This window comes from Verrucosispora sp. WMMD1129 (genome assembly GCF_029581255.1).
Classification (GTDB): domain Bacteria; phylum Actinomycetota; class Actinomycetes; order Mycobacteriales; family Micromonosporaceae; genus Micromonospora; species Micromonospora sediminimaris.
In genome coordinates this window covers 3,159,567-3,174,452 of record NZ_CP120741.1, presented here as the reverse complement: position 1 = coordinate 3,174,452, position 14,886 = coordinate 3,159,567, and the positions used below count along the sequence as shown (strand labels likewise).

Genomic DNA, 14,886 nt, shown 5'->3' with positions numbered 1-14,886 from the left:
AACTGACCGGCCAGATAGCGTGAAGCATGTGACGGGGGAGCCACGGATCGGTGACGTCTTCGGGGAACTGCTGCGCGACGCGCTGGCCGTGGCGACGGGCATCGGTCCCCGGCCGCTGGCCGGTGGCCGCCTGCCCCGCCCGGTCATCGAGATCATCGAGCGGGACGACGGGCTGATCAACGGCGCACCGGCCGCTCACTATCTCGACGGACCAGAGGACTGGCAGCCGCACGACCACCGTGCGGTCGACCGGGTACACGGCGCGACACTTGACGTCGGTGTCGGTGGCGGACGGATCGCGCTGCTGTTGCAGGAGCGGGGCGTACTGGTCACCGGCCTGGACACCTCGGCCGGCGCGTTGCAGGTGTGCCGCCGCCGGGGCGTACGCGACCTGGTGCACGCCACAGTCGACGAGCACGCCGCGAGCGGGCGGCGGTACGACACCTTCCTGCTGCTCGGCAACAACCTCGGCCTGATGGAGGGGCGGGAACGGGCTCCCGCCTTCCTCGCCGCGCTGGCGGCGCTGGCCCGCCCCGGCGCACAGGTGATCGCCCACGGCACCGACCCGTACGGCACCCGGGATCCGGTGCACACCACGTACCACGAGCACAACCGGCGGCGGGGGCGCCTCGGCGGGCAGTTGCGGCTGCGCCTGCGCTACCGCGAGCTGGGTACTCCCTGGTTCGACTACCTGGTCTGTTCGCCGGAGGAGCTCGCCGAGCTGGTGCACGGCTCCCCTTGGAAGTTGGTCGACGTGGACAACCACGACGCCCCGTACTATCTCGCCACCCTGAAACTGACCGGCTGAACCGGCGACCCGCGGAAATGTTGGGAAGGGCTCCCTGCTCCGCCGGAGGCGGCAGCAGGGAGCCCTTCCCGACACCTCAAACCTGAACGGTCGGCGGAAGCTGCTCCGGGGGGAGCCCGCCGTCGCCGTCGACCACCTCGTCGGGCTGGCCGTCCTCGTCGATGTCGACCATCGTGACGTCCACCTTGCCGTCCCCGTCGGTGTCGAACTGGAACAGGTCGGCCTTGCCGTCCCCGTCGGTGTCGACCACCCACACGTCGGTGCGGCCGTCGTTGTTGGTGTCGGCACGCAGCAGTTCGACGCGCTCGTCGCCGCGCGTCTCGACGGTCCCCTCGGCGCCCGTGCCGTCCACGGTCTCCGGTGCCTGGCTCATCTGCTCGTCCTTCCCTCGGTTGTCGGCGGTCTTACCCGATCCCGCCCGCCCCCACGCATGGCACCGGTGCCGGCGCTGCATAGGGTCGCAGCATGACTGAGCGGAGCGTACGGGCTGACACCCGGCGTGGCGGCGACCCCGCGCGTCGCAGGCGTCAGCCGGGGACCGATTCTCACGGTGCGGTGGTGTCGCGATGACTGAGCGGTTCGTGGTGGTGGGTGCCGGCACGATGGGTCTCGGCATCGCGTACGTGGCGGCCGGCAGCGGTCACACCGTGGAGCTTGTCGAGGTGGACCGGGAGCGTGGTGTCGCGGCGGTGCGGCGGCTCACCGAACTCGGCGAGCGGGCCGTGCGGCGGGGCAGACTCAGCGCCGAGCAGGCCGCTGCCGACCGGGAACGGATCACCCTGCGGGCAGGGCTCGCCGAGGTCGCACCGGCACCGGACGTGGTCGTGGAGGCGGTACCGGAACGGGTCGATCTCAAGCGTGCCGTGCTCGCCGAGGCGGAGGCACTGCACCCGGCGCTGCTGGGCAGCAACACCTCAAGCATTCCGATCGCCGACCTGGCGGCGGAGCTGACCCGGCCGGAGCGTTTCTGCGGGTTGCACTTCTTCAACCCGGTCTGGGCGATGGCGCTGCTGGAGATCGTGGTCGGGCCGGCCACCTCCCCGGAGACCACGGACGCGGCCGTCACGCTCGCCGGTCGACTGGGCAAGGACCCGGTCGTCGTACGCGACATGCCGGGCTTCGCCACGTCACGGCTCGGCGTGACCCTCGGGCTGGAGGCGATCCGGATGGTCGCTGACGGGGTCGCCAGCCCCGCCGACATCGACAAGGCGATGGTGCTCGGCTACCGACACCCGATCGGGCCGCTGGAACTGACCGACCTGGTCGGTCTGGACGTGCGCCTGGACATCGCGCGGACGTTGCAGGCCGCGTACGGCGACCGGTTCGCCCCGCCGCCGCTGCTGGTGGAGCTGGTCGCCGCCGGTCGGCTGGGCAAGAAGTCCGGGCACGGCTTCTACCGGTGGACCGATGGGGTGCGCTCGGGCGGCAGCGAGCCTCTCGCGACCCCCGGCGGCGCTTCGGAGGGGCCGACCCCGGGCGGTGCCGGCTCGCCGGAGGCGGCACGATGAGCGGACTGCGGGTCGAGGAGCAGCCGGACCGACTGGTGGTCACGCTGAACCGGCCGGAGAAGCGCAACGCCATCGACGCCGACCTGATCGCGGCCCTGCACGAGGTCTGCGCCGAGTTGGAGGCACGCCCCCGGATGCTGCTGCTGACCGGCGGCACCGACGGGATCTTCGCCGGCGGGGCCGACATCGCCCAACTGCGGGAGCGTGGCCGGCTGGACGCACTGGCCGCGATCAACTCGGCGGCCTTCGCCCGGATCCGGGCGCTGCCGATGCCGACCGTGGCGGCGATCGACGGCCCGGCCCTCGGCGGCGGCGCCGAGCTGGCGTACGCCTGCGATCTTCGGGTCTGCTCCGAGCGGGCGGTCTTCGGCCAGCCGGAGGTGCGGCTCGGCATTCTGGCCGGTGCCGGCGCCACCCACCGATTGCCGGCGCTGGTGGGCGAGACCCTGGCCAAGGAGCTGTTGTTCACCGGCCGGCGGGTGGACGCTGCCGAGGCGCTGCGCATCGGCCTGGTGAATCGGGTGGTGGCCACGCCGGACGAGCTGCTGCCGGCGGCCCACGGGCTGATCGACGAGATGGCCAAGGGTTCGGCGTTGGCGCTGCGGTTGACCAAGCTCGCCGTCGACGCCCCGGCCGCCGCGCATCCACAGCTGGACCTGGTCAGCCAGGCGGTGCTCTTCACCGACGAGGAGAAGCAGCGCCGGATGACGGAGTTCCTGGAACGGCGGCGCGGACGCTGAGGCACCCGCAAGCAGCGACGGCCGCACCGCGTCGCGGTGCGGCCGTCGGCGTCGGCTGGATCAGGAGGCCAGCGCGGCCAGCGGCACCTCGGCGTCGGCGAGCGCCCGGATCACCGCAGCCGACTCGCTGAAGCCGATGATCAGCACCGCGTCGGCCCCGAACTCCTTGATCTGCTTGGCGCCCTCGCCGAAGTTGATCGGGGCGGCCTCGGCGTCCTCTCCCGGCTCGTAGCCGAGCAGCTTCACCTTGTCGCCGCCGAAACCGGCCCGCTCCAGCTCGGCCCGGACGACCTCCTGGAGCCCCTTGCCGTAGGAGTCCTCACGCGCCACGATAGCGATCTTCCGCGGCCCGTCCCGAAGGATCACGTCGGCCAGCGCCCGCCCCTGAAGGCTGTCCGGCGGGGCGGTGCGGAAGTAGAGGCCCTTGTCGTCGGCCTCGGTGAGGTCCGCCGCGGTGTTCGACGGGGAGAAGAGGATCAGACCGGCGTCCACCACGTCGGGCAGTACGGCCGCGGAGATGCCCGAGCCACCGGCACCGATGATCACGTGTACGCCGGCATCGACGTGACTGGCCACGGTCGCCTTGGCCACGGCCGGGCTGGTGCCGTCGTCACCGTCGATCCAGACCACGTCCTCGCCGAGCACCCCACCGGCCGCGTTGATCTCCTTGAGCGCCAGCGCCGCGCCGGCCGCCAACGGCGGGTTGGCCAGCGCCAGGTCACCGGTCTTGGGCAGCAGACCACCCAGGACCAGCGGCGCGCCGCTCTCCGGGTCAGGGAAGTCGGCGTCCTGCCGCTTCGCCTTCGGCGGTGCCTTCTTGCTGGCCGTGGACTCGTCCCCGGCGCCGACGAACTCCGTCTTGGCATCGTTGAGCTGTTGACCGTCGAAGTGCAGGGTGGCGTAACTGGCGGTGGCCGGCTCGCCCGCGTCCGTGAAGCCGGCTCGGGTGATCGACACGCTGCGGTACTCGATGTCGGTGCCCTGGCGGGCCAGCCGGAGGCACTGACTCGCCGTGGTGCAGCTGGTGCCGTTGTTCGTGACGCCCACGATCTGCTTGGCGATGTCCGCAGGGTCGGTCGACCCGGCCAGCTGCGCCGCGAGCGCGCTGATCAGCACCGCGTCGTACGCCTCGGCGGCGTAGAGGTAGTCGGTCAACCTCGGGTCCACGGACCGTAGCCGGTTCTTGAAGTCGTCCGGCAGCGGCGTGAGCGGGGTGGTGCCCTTCATCCCGTCGACCAGGCCGGCGCGATCCTTCAACTCCTCCGGGTACGAGTTGAGCATGTTGCCGTCCGTGCCGTAGAGGCGCACCTGTTGGGTGGTCGCCTCCTCGGGCTGGTCTTCCCCGCAGGCACTGGTGGCGAGCAGGACCGTGGCGCAGACAGCCAGGATGGCCGTCCGCGAGCCGCGCGACATGTGCATGGTCGTCCTTCCTCGGGCGAAGGTCCGCTGCGCAGACTAGCGTGCCGTGACGGGCGGCGGGACCGTGGAGGCAGGTCTATCCGCAGGTCGCCTCCACCATGTGCGGAGAGTAACCGGAGTGGGCTCCTTGACCGGCACCCGTACTGTGCGGTCCGTGACCGACTCGCCACAGCAGATGTTCGAGGATGCCGCCGCCATCCTCAGCTCGGCCCTCGACGGGGACTCCGAGGCGGTGGTGGGGACCTTCGACGCGGTGGTGGACCGGGCCGGCCTGTCCGGGGCGTACGACGTGGCGTGGTGCCTGGCCGCGACGATGGTCGGGGATCCGGTGCCGCCCGGGGCCTGTGCGCTCGACTTCCCCGGGATCGACCAGGCCGGGTACGACGCTCGGTGGGTGGCTCGTTTCGTCAGCGCGTACGCCAACGCCGACCTCGACACCGCGCGGGCGCTGTTCGGCGCGGCGGCCGCCGACGGGCTGCTGCCGGAGTGCCTGCTCACCCTGGCCGGCTCGACCGTGGCGACGCTGCGGCATCGGGCCGCCTGACCGTTCGAGTCGGTCAACGCGCCCGGCGCGGCGCTCATGCCGGCGAATGGATAAGTGTCGTCGCGTAGCGGGAAAGCAGCTCGTGCCAACCGGCGGTCAGGGCTTGTCGGTAGCCCTCCGCCGCCGAGCCGTGCCGGTCGAAGTGCCGGTGCGTCACCTCGATGAGGGTGCCGGATTCGGCGGGCGTGAAGAGCACCTCGACCTCGCTGGCCTGCGCCGGGTCGGGCACCGGTGCGCGATCCGCGCCGATCTGCCAGGTGAACACCAGCCGGCGGGGTGGATCCCAGGTCAGCACCCGCCCCCAGTCGTTGCGGAAGCCGTATGGCCCGACCTCGTAGAGCATCCCGCCGGGGCGTGGCTCCATGCCCAACTCGGCCAGGATCTCCGGGCCCGACCAGGTGTACTCCATCACCCACCAGTCGGCGAGCCGACCGGTGAAGACCTCGTACGCCCGCTCGGCGGGGGCGGGCACGCGCAGGGTGTTGCGGAGCGCGAACCGCTCAAGGTCCTGCTGGATGTCGGTAGGATCGGCCATCCCCTGTCCCATAGGCCCGGACCATACCGGCTCATGCCCCGGTGCGCAGCTTCCCCCGATGTCCGTCCCGCCTGATGATCGTCGTACTCGTCGATATCGATCGATCATGTGCTGCCGATGCGCCTTCGTGCCGGGATGGCCGTCCGCAGAGCGGGTATGCGTGGCGGGACGTCGCCGGGCGGTCCGCGACGGTGAGGCGGAGCGGGACATGACAGACAGCGAAGAGCCCTCGGTGTCCAGTGCCGGGCAGCCGACCGGTCCGAACGGTGGCGGTGAGCCGGAGCCGGACGTGCTGCTCGACGTCCCGAAGGTCTCGGTCAAGTCGATCCAGCTCTCCGTGGACCGGCTGGACGCCGACCTGTCCCTGCGGGCCCGGCTCGCCGGTCTGCTTCAACTCGACGCCGGCGTCCGCGTGCACGTCGAGGGCGTCGAACTCGACATCGAGGGCGTGGAGGCGCAGGCCCTGCTGAAGGTGCGTCTGGAGAAGTTGGTGACGATCCTCGATCGCGCGCTGACCACCATCGATCGGAACCCGCAGGTGATCGACGCGCTGGCCCGCACCGCGAGCGCGGCGTTGGAAGACGTGAACCGGGTGGCGGGAACGGCTGCCGACGTGAGCGAACAGGTGGCTGCCGCTGCCGGACCCGCCGTCGGGCAGGCCGTGGGCCGGGCCGAACCCGCTGTCGGGCGGCCTGGCCCGGTGACGGACCGGGCTGCACCTGTCGCTGCCCGGTCCGCTGGGACGGTGGGCCAACCGCTCGCTCGACCTGGCCGGCCCCTCGGCGAGCAGGAGAATTCCACCGGCCCGTCGAGCCCGGCCGCCGACGGGCCGGGTCCGGTGGCTGCACGGCCGGGCAGGCCGGGTCCGGTGGCTGGGCGGCCGAGCGGTGCGACGGATGACCTGGGCCAGCAGGTGGGTGCCATCGGCGCGGTCGCTGGCCGGGCGCCCGGACGCGAGCCGGACGACCGGGATCGGGGCCAGGCTCGGGTCGAGGGCCGGGCTCGGGATCAGGGCCAAGGTCGGGAGCCGGAGCCGGCCGAGGACCGGGATTCGAGCCGGGGCCGGGACGTGGGCCGAGGTGAACAGGGTGGCGGGAGCGGCCGGAGTCAGGATGGGCCCGCGTCGCCGGAGCATGGCCCGCCCGCTCACGGCGAGACGTCCGGCACTCGGCAGTTGGCCGAGCAGGCGGGAGAGACGCTCCTACGGGCCGGGCGCAGCGTGTGGGAAGCGATCCAGGGCGGTGTGGCGCAGAGCCGACAGCAGGACCGGTGAGCCGGTCGGCGTGCCGAGCGCGGACGAGCACCGGGGTGGATCGTCCGACACGCCCGATGGTCCGCCGGCTGAGGCCGGAAGGGTCTCAACTGGTCGGGCCGCAACCCCGGCGCAGCCAAGCGACGCGAGAGCCGCGTCCGCTACCGTCCCGAGGGCCAGCCGACCACCCGCCACCGCACGAGACACCGCAACTCGCGCCCTCCACCGCCCCGGAGACCCCGCCTTACCGCAACCCGCGCCGCCACAGCAGGAGGAGATCGGCTTTCAGCCGGTGAGCCGACCCAACCCGGGCAGGAAACGCCCGACTCGTCCTGCGTAGCGGCGGTAGCAGTTAGAGCAGCAGCGCGAGCCAGGCCATGTCGTCACACCTCTCAGTCGGTGCAGCAGTTGTCGGCGCAGCCCGAGGTTCGGCCGGTGGTCTCCGCGACCGGAACGGGTGCGCAGTCGTCGCAGTGCTCGCCGCGCCACGCCTGTACGCCTTCCCTGACCGCGACCCCGGCGATGACGAGGGCGGCGATCGGGTCGGCCCAGGACCAGCCCCACAGGGCGTTGAGCAGCAGACCGACGAGCAGCACCGCAGACAGGTACGTGCACAGCAACGTCTGGGTGGAGTCGGCCATGACCGTGGCGGAACCGAGTTCACGGCCGGTGCGCCGCTTGGCGGCGACGAGCAACGGCATGACGATCAGCGACGCCACGGCCAGGCCGATTCCGACCGGGCTGGCATCGGCGTCACCGCCGGCCAGCAGCGAGCGGAGAGCGTCGAAGGTCACCCAGGCGGCCAGGGCGAAGAAGGAGAGGCCGATCAGCCGCAGCGCCAGCCGTTCCCGCTCCTCGGGCATCCGGGAGCGGAACTGCCAGATCACCACGGCGGCGCTGGAGACCTCGACGAACGAGTCCAGGCCGAAGCCGATCAGCGCGGTGGAGGAGGCCGCCGCTCCGGCGGCGATGGCGACCAGACCCTCCAGAAGGTTGTAGCCAGCGGTGGCGTAGGCGAGCCACAGGCTGCGTCGGGACAGCACCGCCCGGCGTTCGGGAGCCAGTGCCCTCGTGCTCACGCCCACGTCCCGTTCGGGATGCCGGAGAACCGGTTGGTCGGCGACCACCGGCCGTCGTTGCCCCCTGCCGCGAGTTCGACGAAGGGCAGCGGGCAACTCGGGCTGTCGGCGCAGGCGATCAGGTCGTCACAGCCGGCGGAGATGGCGGCCCGCAGGGTGTCGCGGATGACGGCCAGGTCCGCCAATTTCCGCTCGACCTCGGCGAGCTTGTTCCTGGCCCGGGCTTGCAGGCCGCTGTCAGGCCGCCGGCCGTGCCGGTGGCGACCGGCGTCGAGCAGTTCGGTGACCTCGTCGAGAGTGAAGCCCAGACGCTGGGCCGTCTTGATGATGCGTAGCAGGGTGACCGACTCGGCCGGATAGATCCGGTGCCCACCCGGTGACCGCTGCGGTGCGGCGAGCAGGCCGCGGCGCTCGTAGTAGCGCAGGGTCTGGCGGTTGACGCCGGCCGCGTCGGCCAACTCCCCACTGCGCAGCCCGTACGTCGTCATCGGCGTCGCCGTACGGCGGAGACACGGTCGGCGAGAGCGTCGAGCACGTCGACATGCCCGGCTGGCACGCGGACGTCCAAGGTCAGCGAGGCCGGATCGGGTCGGAACAGGTCGAAGGCGAAGAACGAGCAGCACGACGACTCGCGGGCGGTCAGATCGCGGGCCGTCTCCTCCACCTGCGTCGCGTTGTCGAGTCGCAGCCGCAGATGCTGCGCCGACACCCGCTCCGCCGCTCGTACCGCCGCGCCGAAGAACCGGTCGAATTCGGCGAGCCGCAACGGCCGTTGCGCCGTCGGCAGGGTGCACGCATCCGGCGCCCACGCCGCTCCGGTGGTGATGTCCTGGTCACTCATACCTCGACGGTAAGCCTGTACCCAGGTACCGGATGCAAGCTCGGGGCCGGGCATTGACCCCACGTGATTGTTTGGTCGGATGACCGTGGATGACCCGGACCCGGTATGGGTCGCACTGCGTCTCGTCAGCGCGCTTCTCAGCCTTGCCGTGGTCGTCCTCGGCGTGCGGGTCGCGGTGACGCGGCGGTTTCCCGTGGTCTGGGTACGGGCTGCTCGGCTGACCGAGAGCCAGCGGTCCCAGCCCCTCCGTCGTGGTGGCTTCCTCGCACTGCTCGGTGCGAGCCTGCTCGTGCAGCAGGTGCCGCTTCTCGCCCCCGTGCCCGCCGTGGCCGGACGGGCTCTGTTCGCACTGGCACTGCTTCTGCTCGTGGGCGCGGTGGGATGGTTCGTCCTGCTCCGGCGCTGAGATCAACCAGCGGAGAGGCGCAAAAGCAAAACGCCGACCGGCGTTTCCGCTGATCGGCGTTGCAATAGCCCGGCGAAAGGCTATGTGGCCAGGGGCGGGGTCGAACCGCCGACCTTCCGATTTTCAGTCGGACGCTCGTACCAACTGAGCTACCTGGCCGTGGTGCTCGGCTCATGCTACCCAACCTGCGGGATCGCCGCTGGGACGGGTCGCATGCCCCGATACGCAGAACGCCGCGCGAGCTGCGCGGCGTCAGCGCTTGCGGTCCTGACGGGACTTGAACCCGCGACCTCCGCCTTGACAGGGCGGCGAGCACTCCAACTGCTCCACAGGACCTTGCTGGTGTTGCCTCCGGCCTGAGCCGAACCGTGCCCCCAACGGGATTCGAACCCGTGCTACCGCCTTGAAAGGGCGGCGTCCTGGGCCGCTAGACGATGAGGGCGGCCCCGCCATCATTGCACACTCGCAACGTTGAGCGGACTTGCTCCCATCCGGCCCCGCCGGAGGCTTCGAAAGCATACGTGATGGCGTACCGGTCGACCAAACCGGTATGGCGGCAGCCACAACGGCCCGAAAAACGCCAGCTCGGAGCCGGTCTAGGTGAGCCTGGCGACGCCGTGGTCACGCTTCAGGCCGGCGATCAACTTCGTGCAGGCGGCGAGGGTGGCCGAGCGGTTACCGCCCCCGTCGTGCAGCAGGACCACGGCTCCGGGGCGGGCCGACCGCTTCACCCGCTTCTCGATGGTGGCCGCGGTCGGCTTGGCCCAGTCCTGTGGGTCGACGGACCAGTGCAACGAGCGCATGTCGAGCTGCTTGGCGACCTTCACCACCTCGGCGGTCCACCTGCCACCGGGCTGCCGGTAGAACGGCACCTTCGCGTCCGGCACCGCCCGCCGGATCTCCCGGTTGGTGCGTACCAGGTCGGCGCGGATCTCGGAGACCGGCCGCCGGGCGAGATCCAGATCGTGGTTCCAGCTGTGGTTGCAGAGCTGGTGCCCCTCCCGGACGATCCGCCGCAGCAGGCCCGGATGCTTGCGGACCTGCCTACCCACCACGCAGAAGGTGGCGGTCACCTTGGCCGCCTTCAGCCGGTCGAGCACCTTCGGCGTCCAGGCCGGGTCCGGACCGTCGTCGAAGGTGAGGGCCACCTTGTCGGTGCCGGTGGTGCGGATCAGTCCGGCCGGCAGTTTCACCGGCAGCGGCCGCAGCCGCGGCTTCGGCGGCACGGCGCGGGTCGGCGACGGGGCCGGCTCCGGCGGCAGAGCGGCCGAGGGCGGCGGACTGGACGGGGCGGTGGGCGTTGGGGTGCCGCCGCCGCAGCCGGCGACGAGCAGGACGACCAGGCCGGCGAGGGACGCCAGTAGGGCACGGTGACGCATCGTTCGCTCCCGAGAAGGGTTCGGGGTACGCGGACGCCCCGACGCTAGTTCACCCGACTCGGGGGGACCCACTGCGGGTCAGGAGGCGGCCGGACGGTTCAGCGAATCGTGCAGGGCGACGGTGAGGGAGACCGCCTCGGTCAGGTCGGTCGGGTGGACCACCCCGGTGGGCAGGGCCCGGGCCGGCCAGCCCGGCCCGGCCGCGAGCACCAGCATCGGCCGGCTCGACGCGGTGAGCAGTGCGGTGAGTTGGGCCGGGTCGGCGGTGGCCCGAGTCTGCGACCAGAGCACCACGGCGGCCGGACCGGTCCGGTCGATGGCGGCGAGCAGTGCCGTCGTCGGCACCCGGGCACCGAGCATCCGGTAGCCGACCCCGGCCTCGGCCAACGCTGCGGCAAGCGCCTCCAGCGGCAGGCTGTGCTGCTCCTCGTCGGCGCAGGAGAGCAGGACGCGGGGCGTCCCGGGGGCGGGGCCGGCGGACGCTGCCACGCTGAACGCCGCCGAGATGCATCGGGTCACCAGGTGCTCGACCTCGATCAGCGCACCGGTGGCGGCGTGCCGCTCGCCGATACCGACGAGCAGCGGGCGCAGCAGCCGGTCCCAGGTCGCGACCACGCCGTCGGCGGCGATGGCGCGGCCGATCGTTTCACTGATCGCCGCGGCGTCCAGGCGCATCGCGGCGCGGGCCAGTCCCCGGGCCGCCGGCCCGGCCCGGCCGACCGGGATGGTCGTACCACCGCCGTCCCGTCGGCGTACGGCACGGGAGATGTCGACAGGCGCGAGGGCGTCGGGTGCCTGACGGGCCCACCGGGCCGCCTCGGCAGGGCTCACCCCTTCGGCGGTGAGCCGTCGCATCACCTCGAGCCGAGCCAGATCTGCCGGTGTGTAGCGCCGGTGGTGGCCCGGAATGTGCTGGCTGGGCCCGAGGCCGTACCTCTGGTGCCAGGTGCGCAGTGTGGTCACCGCGACCCCCAGGCGCTGGGCGACCACGCCCGCGCTCAGCGCCTCATCGGCCACCCGGCCGCTCCGGCGCGTCGTCGGCCGGCTGCCCGGGCGGTACCGAGGGTTGCAGCAGCCGATCCAGGACGCCACCCAGCCACGGCGCGTAGGCGTCGGGCTCCTGGCGGAGCGCGGCGGCGAGCTGGGCCGGCTCGGCCCAGCGCAGTTCCGCCACCTCGGTCGGCTCGGGCCGTAGTGACCCGTCGGGGTGGAACTCGCCGCGCAGGACGTGGTCGTACTCGACCTCGACCCGCCCGGTGGCCGGATCCTCGGCACGGTAGACGTAGACGCCGATCTCGCTCAACGGCACCGGCCCGGCACCCAACTCCTCCGCCAGCCGCCGGTTGGCGGCCTCGGCCAGGGTCTCGCCCGGCTGGGGATGGCCGCAGCAGGAGTTCGCCCAGCGCAACGGGAAGCGGGTCTTCGTCGCGGCGCGCCGCTGAAGCAGCACCCGGCCGTCCGGTGCCACGAGCAGTACGGAGAACGCCCGGTGCAGCTGACCGGGCGGTTGATGGGCGGCGGCGACCGTGGCCTTCCCGACGGGCTGCCCGGTGTCGTCGACCAGTTCGACGAGGTGGCTCTCCCGGGACTGCGGCATCAGCGCCACTCTCCGTTCCTGAGCTCAGGGCTCGGCGCTGCCTCGTTCCTCGTGCTCACCGAGGCTCCCCGGTGATCCGGCTGGCGGCGAGCTTGCCGGAGATGAGCACCATCGGTACGCCGACACCGGGCTGGGTGCCCGAGCCGACGAACACCACGTTGGACAGTGAGCGGTGCAGGTTCGACGGTCGGAACGGGCCCGTCTGGAACAGCGTGTGCGCGGAGGCGAACGGCGTACCGGCCGCCATGCCCTGCTCGGCCCACTCGGCCGGGGTGATCGCCCGCAGCACCTCGACACCCGCGCCGAAGCCGACGTAGCCGCGCTCCTCCAACGTGGCGATGAGCTGGTCGGTGTAGCGGGCGGTGAGGTCGCCGCGCCAGTCGAAGGGCGCCCGGTCGAGGTTCGGCACCGGAGCCAGCACGTAGTAGGTGTGCCGGCCGGTCGGTGCCACCGCCGGATCCGTCCGGCTCGGGTTGGTGACCAGCAGGGACGGGTCGGACATCAGGTTTCCGCGCCGGATGACCTCGTCGAAGGTGCCCTGCCAGGCTCGGCCGAAGTGGATGTTGTGGTGGGCGATTCGGCTGTAGCCCTGGGTCGAGCCGACGTGCAGCACGACACACGAGGGCGAGTAGGTGAGCCGGCGCTGCCGGACCGGCGGCAGCAGGTCGCGGTAGGCGACCGGGAGGTCGGGGTTGAGCACCACCGCGTCGGCCGGGACGAACTCCCCGTCGGCGGTCACCACCCCGGTGGCCCGCCCGTTCGCGGTCTCCACCCGGGTCACGGTGGTCCCGTACCGGATGCGTACGCCGTGCTTTTCGGCGGCACCGGCCAACCCTCGGGAGACCGCGTGGATGCCGCCGCGCGGGAAGAAGACCCCGGCCACCGAGTCGAGGTACGCGATGACCGCGTAGATGGCCAGCGCGTCGTGCGGGGCGAGACCGGCGTACATCGCCTGGAAGGAGAAGATCCGTCGGGTACGCGGATCCCGGAAGAACTGGTCGATCTTGGTTTGCAGCCGCCGGAAGGCGCCGGTGGCGACGAGTTTTAGCAGGTTGCCGGTGAGCAGGTCGGTCGGCGCGTCGAGATTGCGTTCGATGAAGTCGGTCCGCTCCAGACGCCACAGGTTGCGCGCGAAGTCGACGAACCGTAGGTAGCCGTCGGCCTCCCGGGGCCCGCAGACCCGGGAGATCTCCGCCGCCATGGCGGCGGTGTCGGTGAGCACGTCCAGCGTGGAACCGTCCGGATAGTAGGCACGGTAGGCCGGGTCGAGCGGCACCAGGTCGAGCCAGTCGGTCAGCTCCTCGCCCACCGCGGCGAGCGCCTCGGCGATGAGATCGGGCATGGTGAGCACCGTGGGGCCGGTGTCGAACTCGTAGCCGTCGACGCTGAGCCGACCGGCCCGCCCACCCGGCACCGGCTCGCGTTCCAGCACGGTCACCTGGCGTCCGCTGCCCGCCAGGTGCAGCGCGCAGGCCAGCCCGCCGAGCCCGGCCCCGACAACCACCACCCGATCAGTACGCCCGTCAACGGTCCGCACCGGCGACCACCTCTCTGTGCAGGAAGCCCATCATGCCCTCCGGTGCGTGGCGGCGGTCGCGAGGCCGACAAGCGCGGTACGGGCGGTCTCGTCGACGGCGACCGCGTCGAGTGCGGCCAGCGCGTCCTCGACCCGCTCGTCGATCATCCGCTCGATCCGTCGTACGGCGCCGGTGTCGACCACGACCTCGGCGAGCCGGGCGATCTCCGGCTCGTCGGCGCGCCGGCCGGCGCTGTCGAGTGCCCGCAGCTGGGTCGGGGTGGCCAGTTCCCGGGCCAGGACGAGCAGCGCCGTCGGCTTGCCGGTACGCAGGTCGTCGCCGGCCGGCTTGCCGGTGGTGGTCGGGTCACCGAAGACACCGAGCAGATCGTCGCAGAGCTGGAAGGCCTCGCCGACGGCGACGCCGTAGCGGGTGTACGCGGCGGCCAGCGCACTGTCGCCGTCGACGCCGGCAAGGCTGGCACCGAAGAGCAGCGGCCGTTGCACGGTGTAGCTGGCGGTCTTGTACCGGGCCACCCGGAGCGCCCGATCCACCGACCAGCTCTGCGGTTCGGTCTCGCCGAGAACGTCGAGGTACTGCCCGGCGACCGTCTCCACCCGCATCCGGTCGTAGCCGCGCCGTACCTGGAACAGCCGGTCCGCCGGCAGATCGGCGAGGGCCAGCAATTGGTCGGCCCAGACCATGCAGAGATCACCTATGAGCACGGCGACGGCCTCGCCGAAGCGGCCGGAGTCGCCGTTGCGACCCGAAGCGGCGTGCTGGGTGGCCACCGCCACGTGGGCGGTCGGTCGGCCGCGCCGGGTGGCCGAGGCGTCCATCACGTCGTCGTGCACCAGCGCGAAGGTGTGCAGCACCTCCAAGGTGGCCAGTGCGGGCAGCACCGGCGTGACCGGCGTGTCACCGCCGACCGCGCCACGCCATCCCCAGTAGGCGAACGTGGGCCGGACCCGCTTTCCGCCGGAGAGGACGCAGTCGCGGGCGGTGGCGGCGAAGCCGCCCATCGCCGGGTCGATCGCGGCGAGCGCGTCGACCTCGGCGGTCAGGAACTCGGCCAGCGTGTTGTCGACGGCCGTGACGATGTCGCGCGTGTACGCGGCCAGTACGGCAGCGATCGGGTCGTCTCCACCGATCGGCTGCTCAGGCACCACGCGAAGGAGGTTACCCGTTGGTCCGTCGCTGGCCATGCCGACGAGCGTACCCTAAGGTCTCAAGTTGCGTCGATTGGTGCGTCGAATCAGAG

The 14,886-nt window shown here is 71.9% G+C and carries 17 protein-coding genes and 3 tRNA genes; 6 read left to right on the top strand and 14 right to left on the bottom strand.

Annotated elements, in window-relative coordinates; all coding sequences use genetic code 11:
- Positions 1-28: 28 nt before the first annotated feature.
- Positions 29-808, top strand: a complete 780-nt coding sequence (locus O7624_RS14770; RefSeq protein WP_282240423.1) for a methyltransferase domain-containing protein — start codon at positions 29-31, stop codon at positions 806-808.
- Between the two features lie 76 nt (positions 809-884).
- Here the strand turns inward: O7624_RS14770 and O7624_RS14765 are convergent, their stop codons facing one another.
- The gene (locus O7624_RS14765) at positions 885-1,181 is read right to left on the bottom strand and encodes a hypothetical protein (protein ID WP_093403834.1); all 297 of its coding nucleotides are present in this window, start codon (positions 1,179-1,181) and stop codon (positions 885-887) included.
- Between the two features lie 193 nt (positions 1,182-1,374).
- Between O7624_RS14765 and O7624_RS14760 the strand changes: the two genes are divergently transcribed.
- A complete protein-coding gene (locus O7624_RS14760; protein WP_282240422.1) occupies positions 1,375-2,316 on the top strand; it encodes a 3-hydroxyacyl-CoA dehydrogenase family protein in 942 nt (313 codons plus the stop codon).
- A complete protein-coding gene (locus O7624_RS14755) occupies positions 2,313-3,056 on the top strand; it encodes an enoyl-CoA hydratase/isomerase family protein (protein WP_282240421.1) in 744 nt (247 codons plus the stop codon). The genes O7624_RS14760 and O7624_RS14755 overlap by 4 nt, the downstream gene beginning before the upstream one ends.
- A gap of 60 nt (positions 3,057-3,116) precedes the next feature.
- Here the strand turns inward: O7624_RS14755 and O7624_RS14750 are convergent, their stop codons facing one another.
- Entirely contained in the window at positions 3,117-4,475 is a 1,359-nt protein-coding gene (locus O7624_RS14750; RefSeq protein WP_282240420.1) for an ABC transporter substrate-binding protein, read from the bottom strand.
- Positions 4,476-4,629: 154 nt separating this feature from the next.
- Here O7624_RS14750 and O7624_RS14745 point away from each other — a divergent pair, with 154 nt between their 5' ends.
- Positions 4,630-5,019, top strand: a complete 390-nt coding sequence (locus O7624_RS14745) for a hypothetical protein (RefSeq protein ID WP_093404173.1) — start codon at positions 4,630-4,632, stop codon at positions 5,017-5,019.
- A gap of 34 nt (positions 5,020-5,053) precedes the next feature.
- On the opposite strand, the gene O7624_RS14740 is transcribed toward O7624_RS14745, so the two are convergent.
- A complete protein-coding gene (locus tag O7624_RS14740; protein ID WP_093403841.1) occupies positions 5,054-5,566 on the bottom strand; it encodes an SRPBCC family protein in 513 nt (170 codons plus the stop codon).
- 196 nt (positions 5,567-5,762) lie between these two features.
- Here O7624_RS14740 and O7624_RS14735 point away from each other — a divergent pair, with 196 nt between their 5' ends.
- Complete coding sequence (locus O7624_RS14735) at positions 5,763-6,827, top strand: hypothetical protein (RefSeq protein WP_282240419.1); 1,065 nt, start codon at positions 5,763-5,765, stop codon at positions 6,825-6,827.
- 371 nt (positions 6,828-7,198) lie between these two features.
- On the opposite strand, the gene O7624_RS14730 is transcribed toward O7624_RS14735, so the two are convergent.
- Genes O7624_RS14730 through O7624_RS14720 form a run of 3 tightly spaced genes read right to left on the bottom strand, consistent with a single transcriptional unit; the run spans position 7,199 to position 8,726 of the window.
- Entirely contained in the window at positions 7,199-7,885 is a 687-nt protein-coding gene (locus O7624_RS14730; RefSeq protein ID WP_282240418.1) for a cation transporter, read from the bottom strand.
- The gene (locus O7624_RS14725) at positions 7,882-8,373 is read right to left on the bottom strand and encodes a MerR family transcriptional regulator (RefSeq protein WP_282240417.1); all 492 of its coding nucleotides are present in this window, start codon (positions 8,371-8,373) and stop codon (positions 7,882-7,884) included. The genes O7624_RS14730 and O7624_RS14725 overlap by 4 nt, the downstream gene beginning before the upstream one ends.
- Positions 8,370-8,726, bottom strand: coding sequence for a hypothetical protein (locus O7624_RS14720; protein ID WP_093403847.1), 357 nt, complete (start codon positions 8,724-8,726; stop codon positions 8,370-8,372). Before O7624_RS14720 ends, O7624_RS14725 begins: the two co-directional genes overlap by 4 nt.
- A 79-nt stretch (positions 8,727-8,805) precedes the next feature.
- Here O7624_RS14720 and O7624_RS14715 point away from each other — a divergent pair, with 79 nt between their 5' ends.
- Entirely contained in the window at positions 8,806-9,132 is a 327-nt protein-coding gene (locus tag O7624_RS14715; RefSeq protein WP_093403849.1) for a hypothetical protein, read from the top strand.
- A gap of 85 nt (positions 9,133-9,217) precedes the next feature.
- On the opposite strand, the gene O7624_RS14710 is transcribed toward O7624_RS14715, so the two are convergent.
- The 8 genes from O7624_RS14710 to O7624_RS14675 form a co-directional block, all read right to left on the bottom strand.
- Positions 9,218-9,291 (bottom strand) — tRNA-Phe (locus O7624_RS14710).
- A gap of 103 nt (positions 9,292-9,394) precedes the next feature.
- Positions 9,395-9,468, bottom strand: a tRNA-Asp gene (locus O7624_RS14705).
- A 33-nt stretch (positions 9,469-9,501) separates the two neighbouring features.
- Positions 9,502-9,574: transfer RNA gene (locus O7624_RS14700), tRNA-Glu, on the bottom strand.
- 154 nt (positions 9,575-9,728) lie between these two features.
- Positions 9,729-10,511, bottom strand: a complete 783-nt coding sequence (locus O7624_RS14695) for a polysaccharide deacetylase family protein (protein WP_282240416.1) — start codon at positions 10,509-10,511, stop codon at positions 9,729-9,731.
- 78 nt (positions 10,512-10,589) lie between these two features.
- Positions 10,590-11,528, bottom strand: coding sequence for a MerR family transcriptional regulator (locus O7624_RS14690; RefSeq protein ID WP_282240415.1), 939 nt, complete (start codon positions 11,526-11,528; stop codon positions 10,590-10,592).
- The gene (gene idi, locus O7624_RS14685) at positions 11,518-12,108 is read right to left on the bottom strand and encodes an isopentenyl-diphosphate Delta-isomerase (RefSeq protein WP_282240414.1); all 591 of its coding nucleotides are present in this window, start codon (positions 12,106-12,108) and stop codon (positions 11,518-11,520) included. The genes O7624_RS14690 and idi overlap by 11 nt, the downstream gene beginning before the upstream one ends.
- 55 nt (positions 12,109-12,163) lie before the next feature.
- The gene (gene crtI, locus O7624_RS14680; protein ID WP_282240413.1) at positions 12,164-13,645 is read right to left on the bottom strand and encodes a phytoene desaturase family protein; all 1,482 of its coding nucleotides are present in this window, start codon (positions 13,643-13,645) and stop codon (positions 12,164-12,166) included.
- 30 nt (positions 13,646-13,675) lie between these two features.
- A complete protein-coding gene (locus O7624_RS14675) occupies positions 13,676-14,830 on the bottom strand; it encodes a polyprenyl synthetase family protein (RefSeq protein WP_282240412.1) in 1,155 nt (384 codons plus the stop codon).
- Positions 14,831-14,886 lie beyond the last annotated feature (56 nt).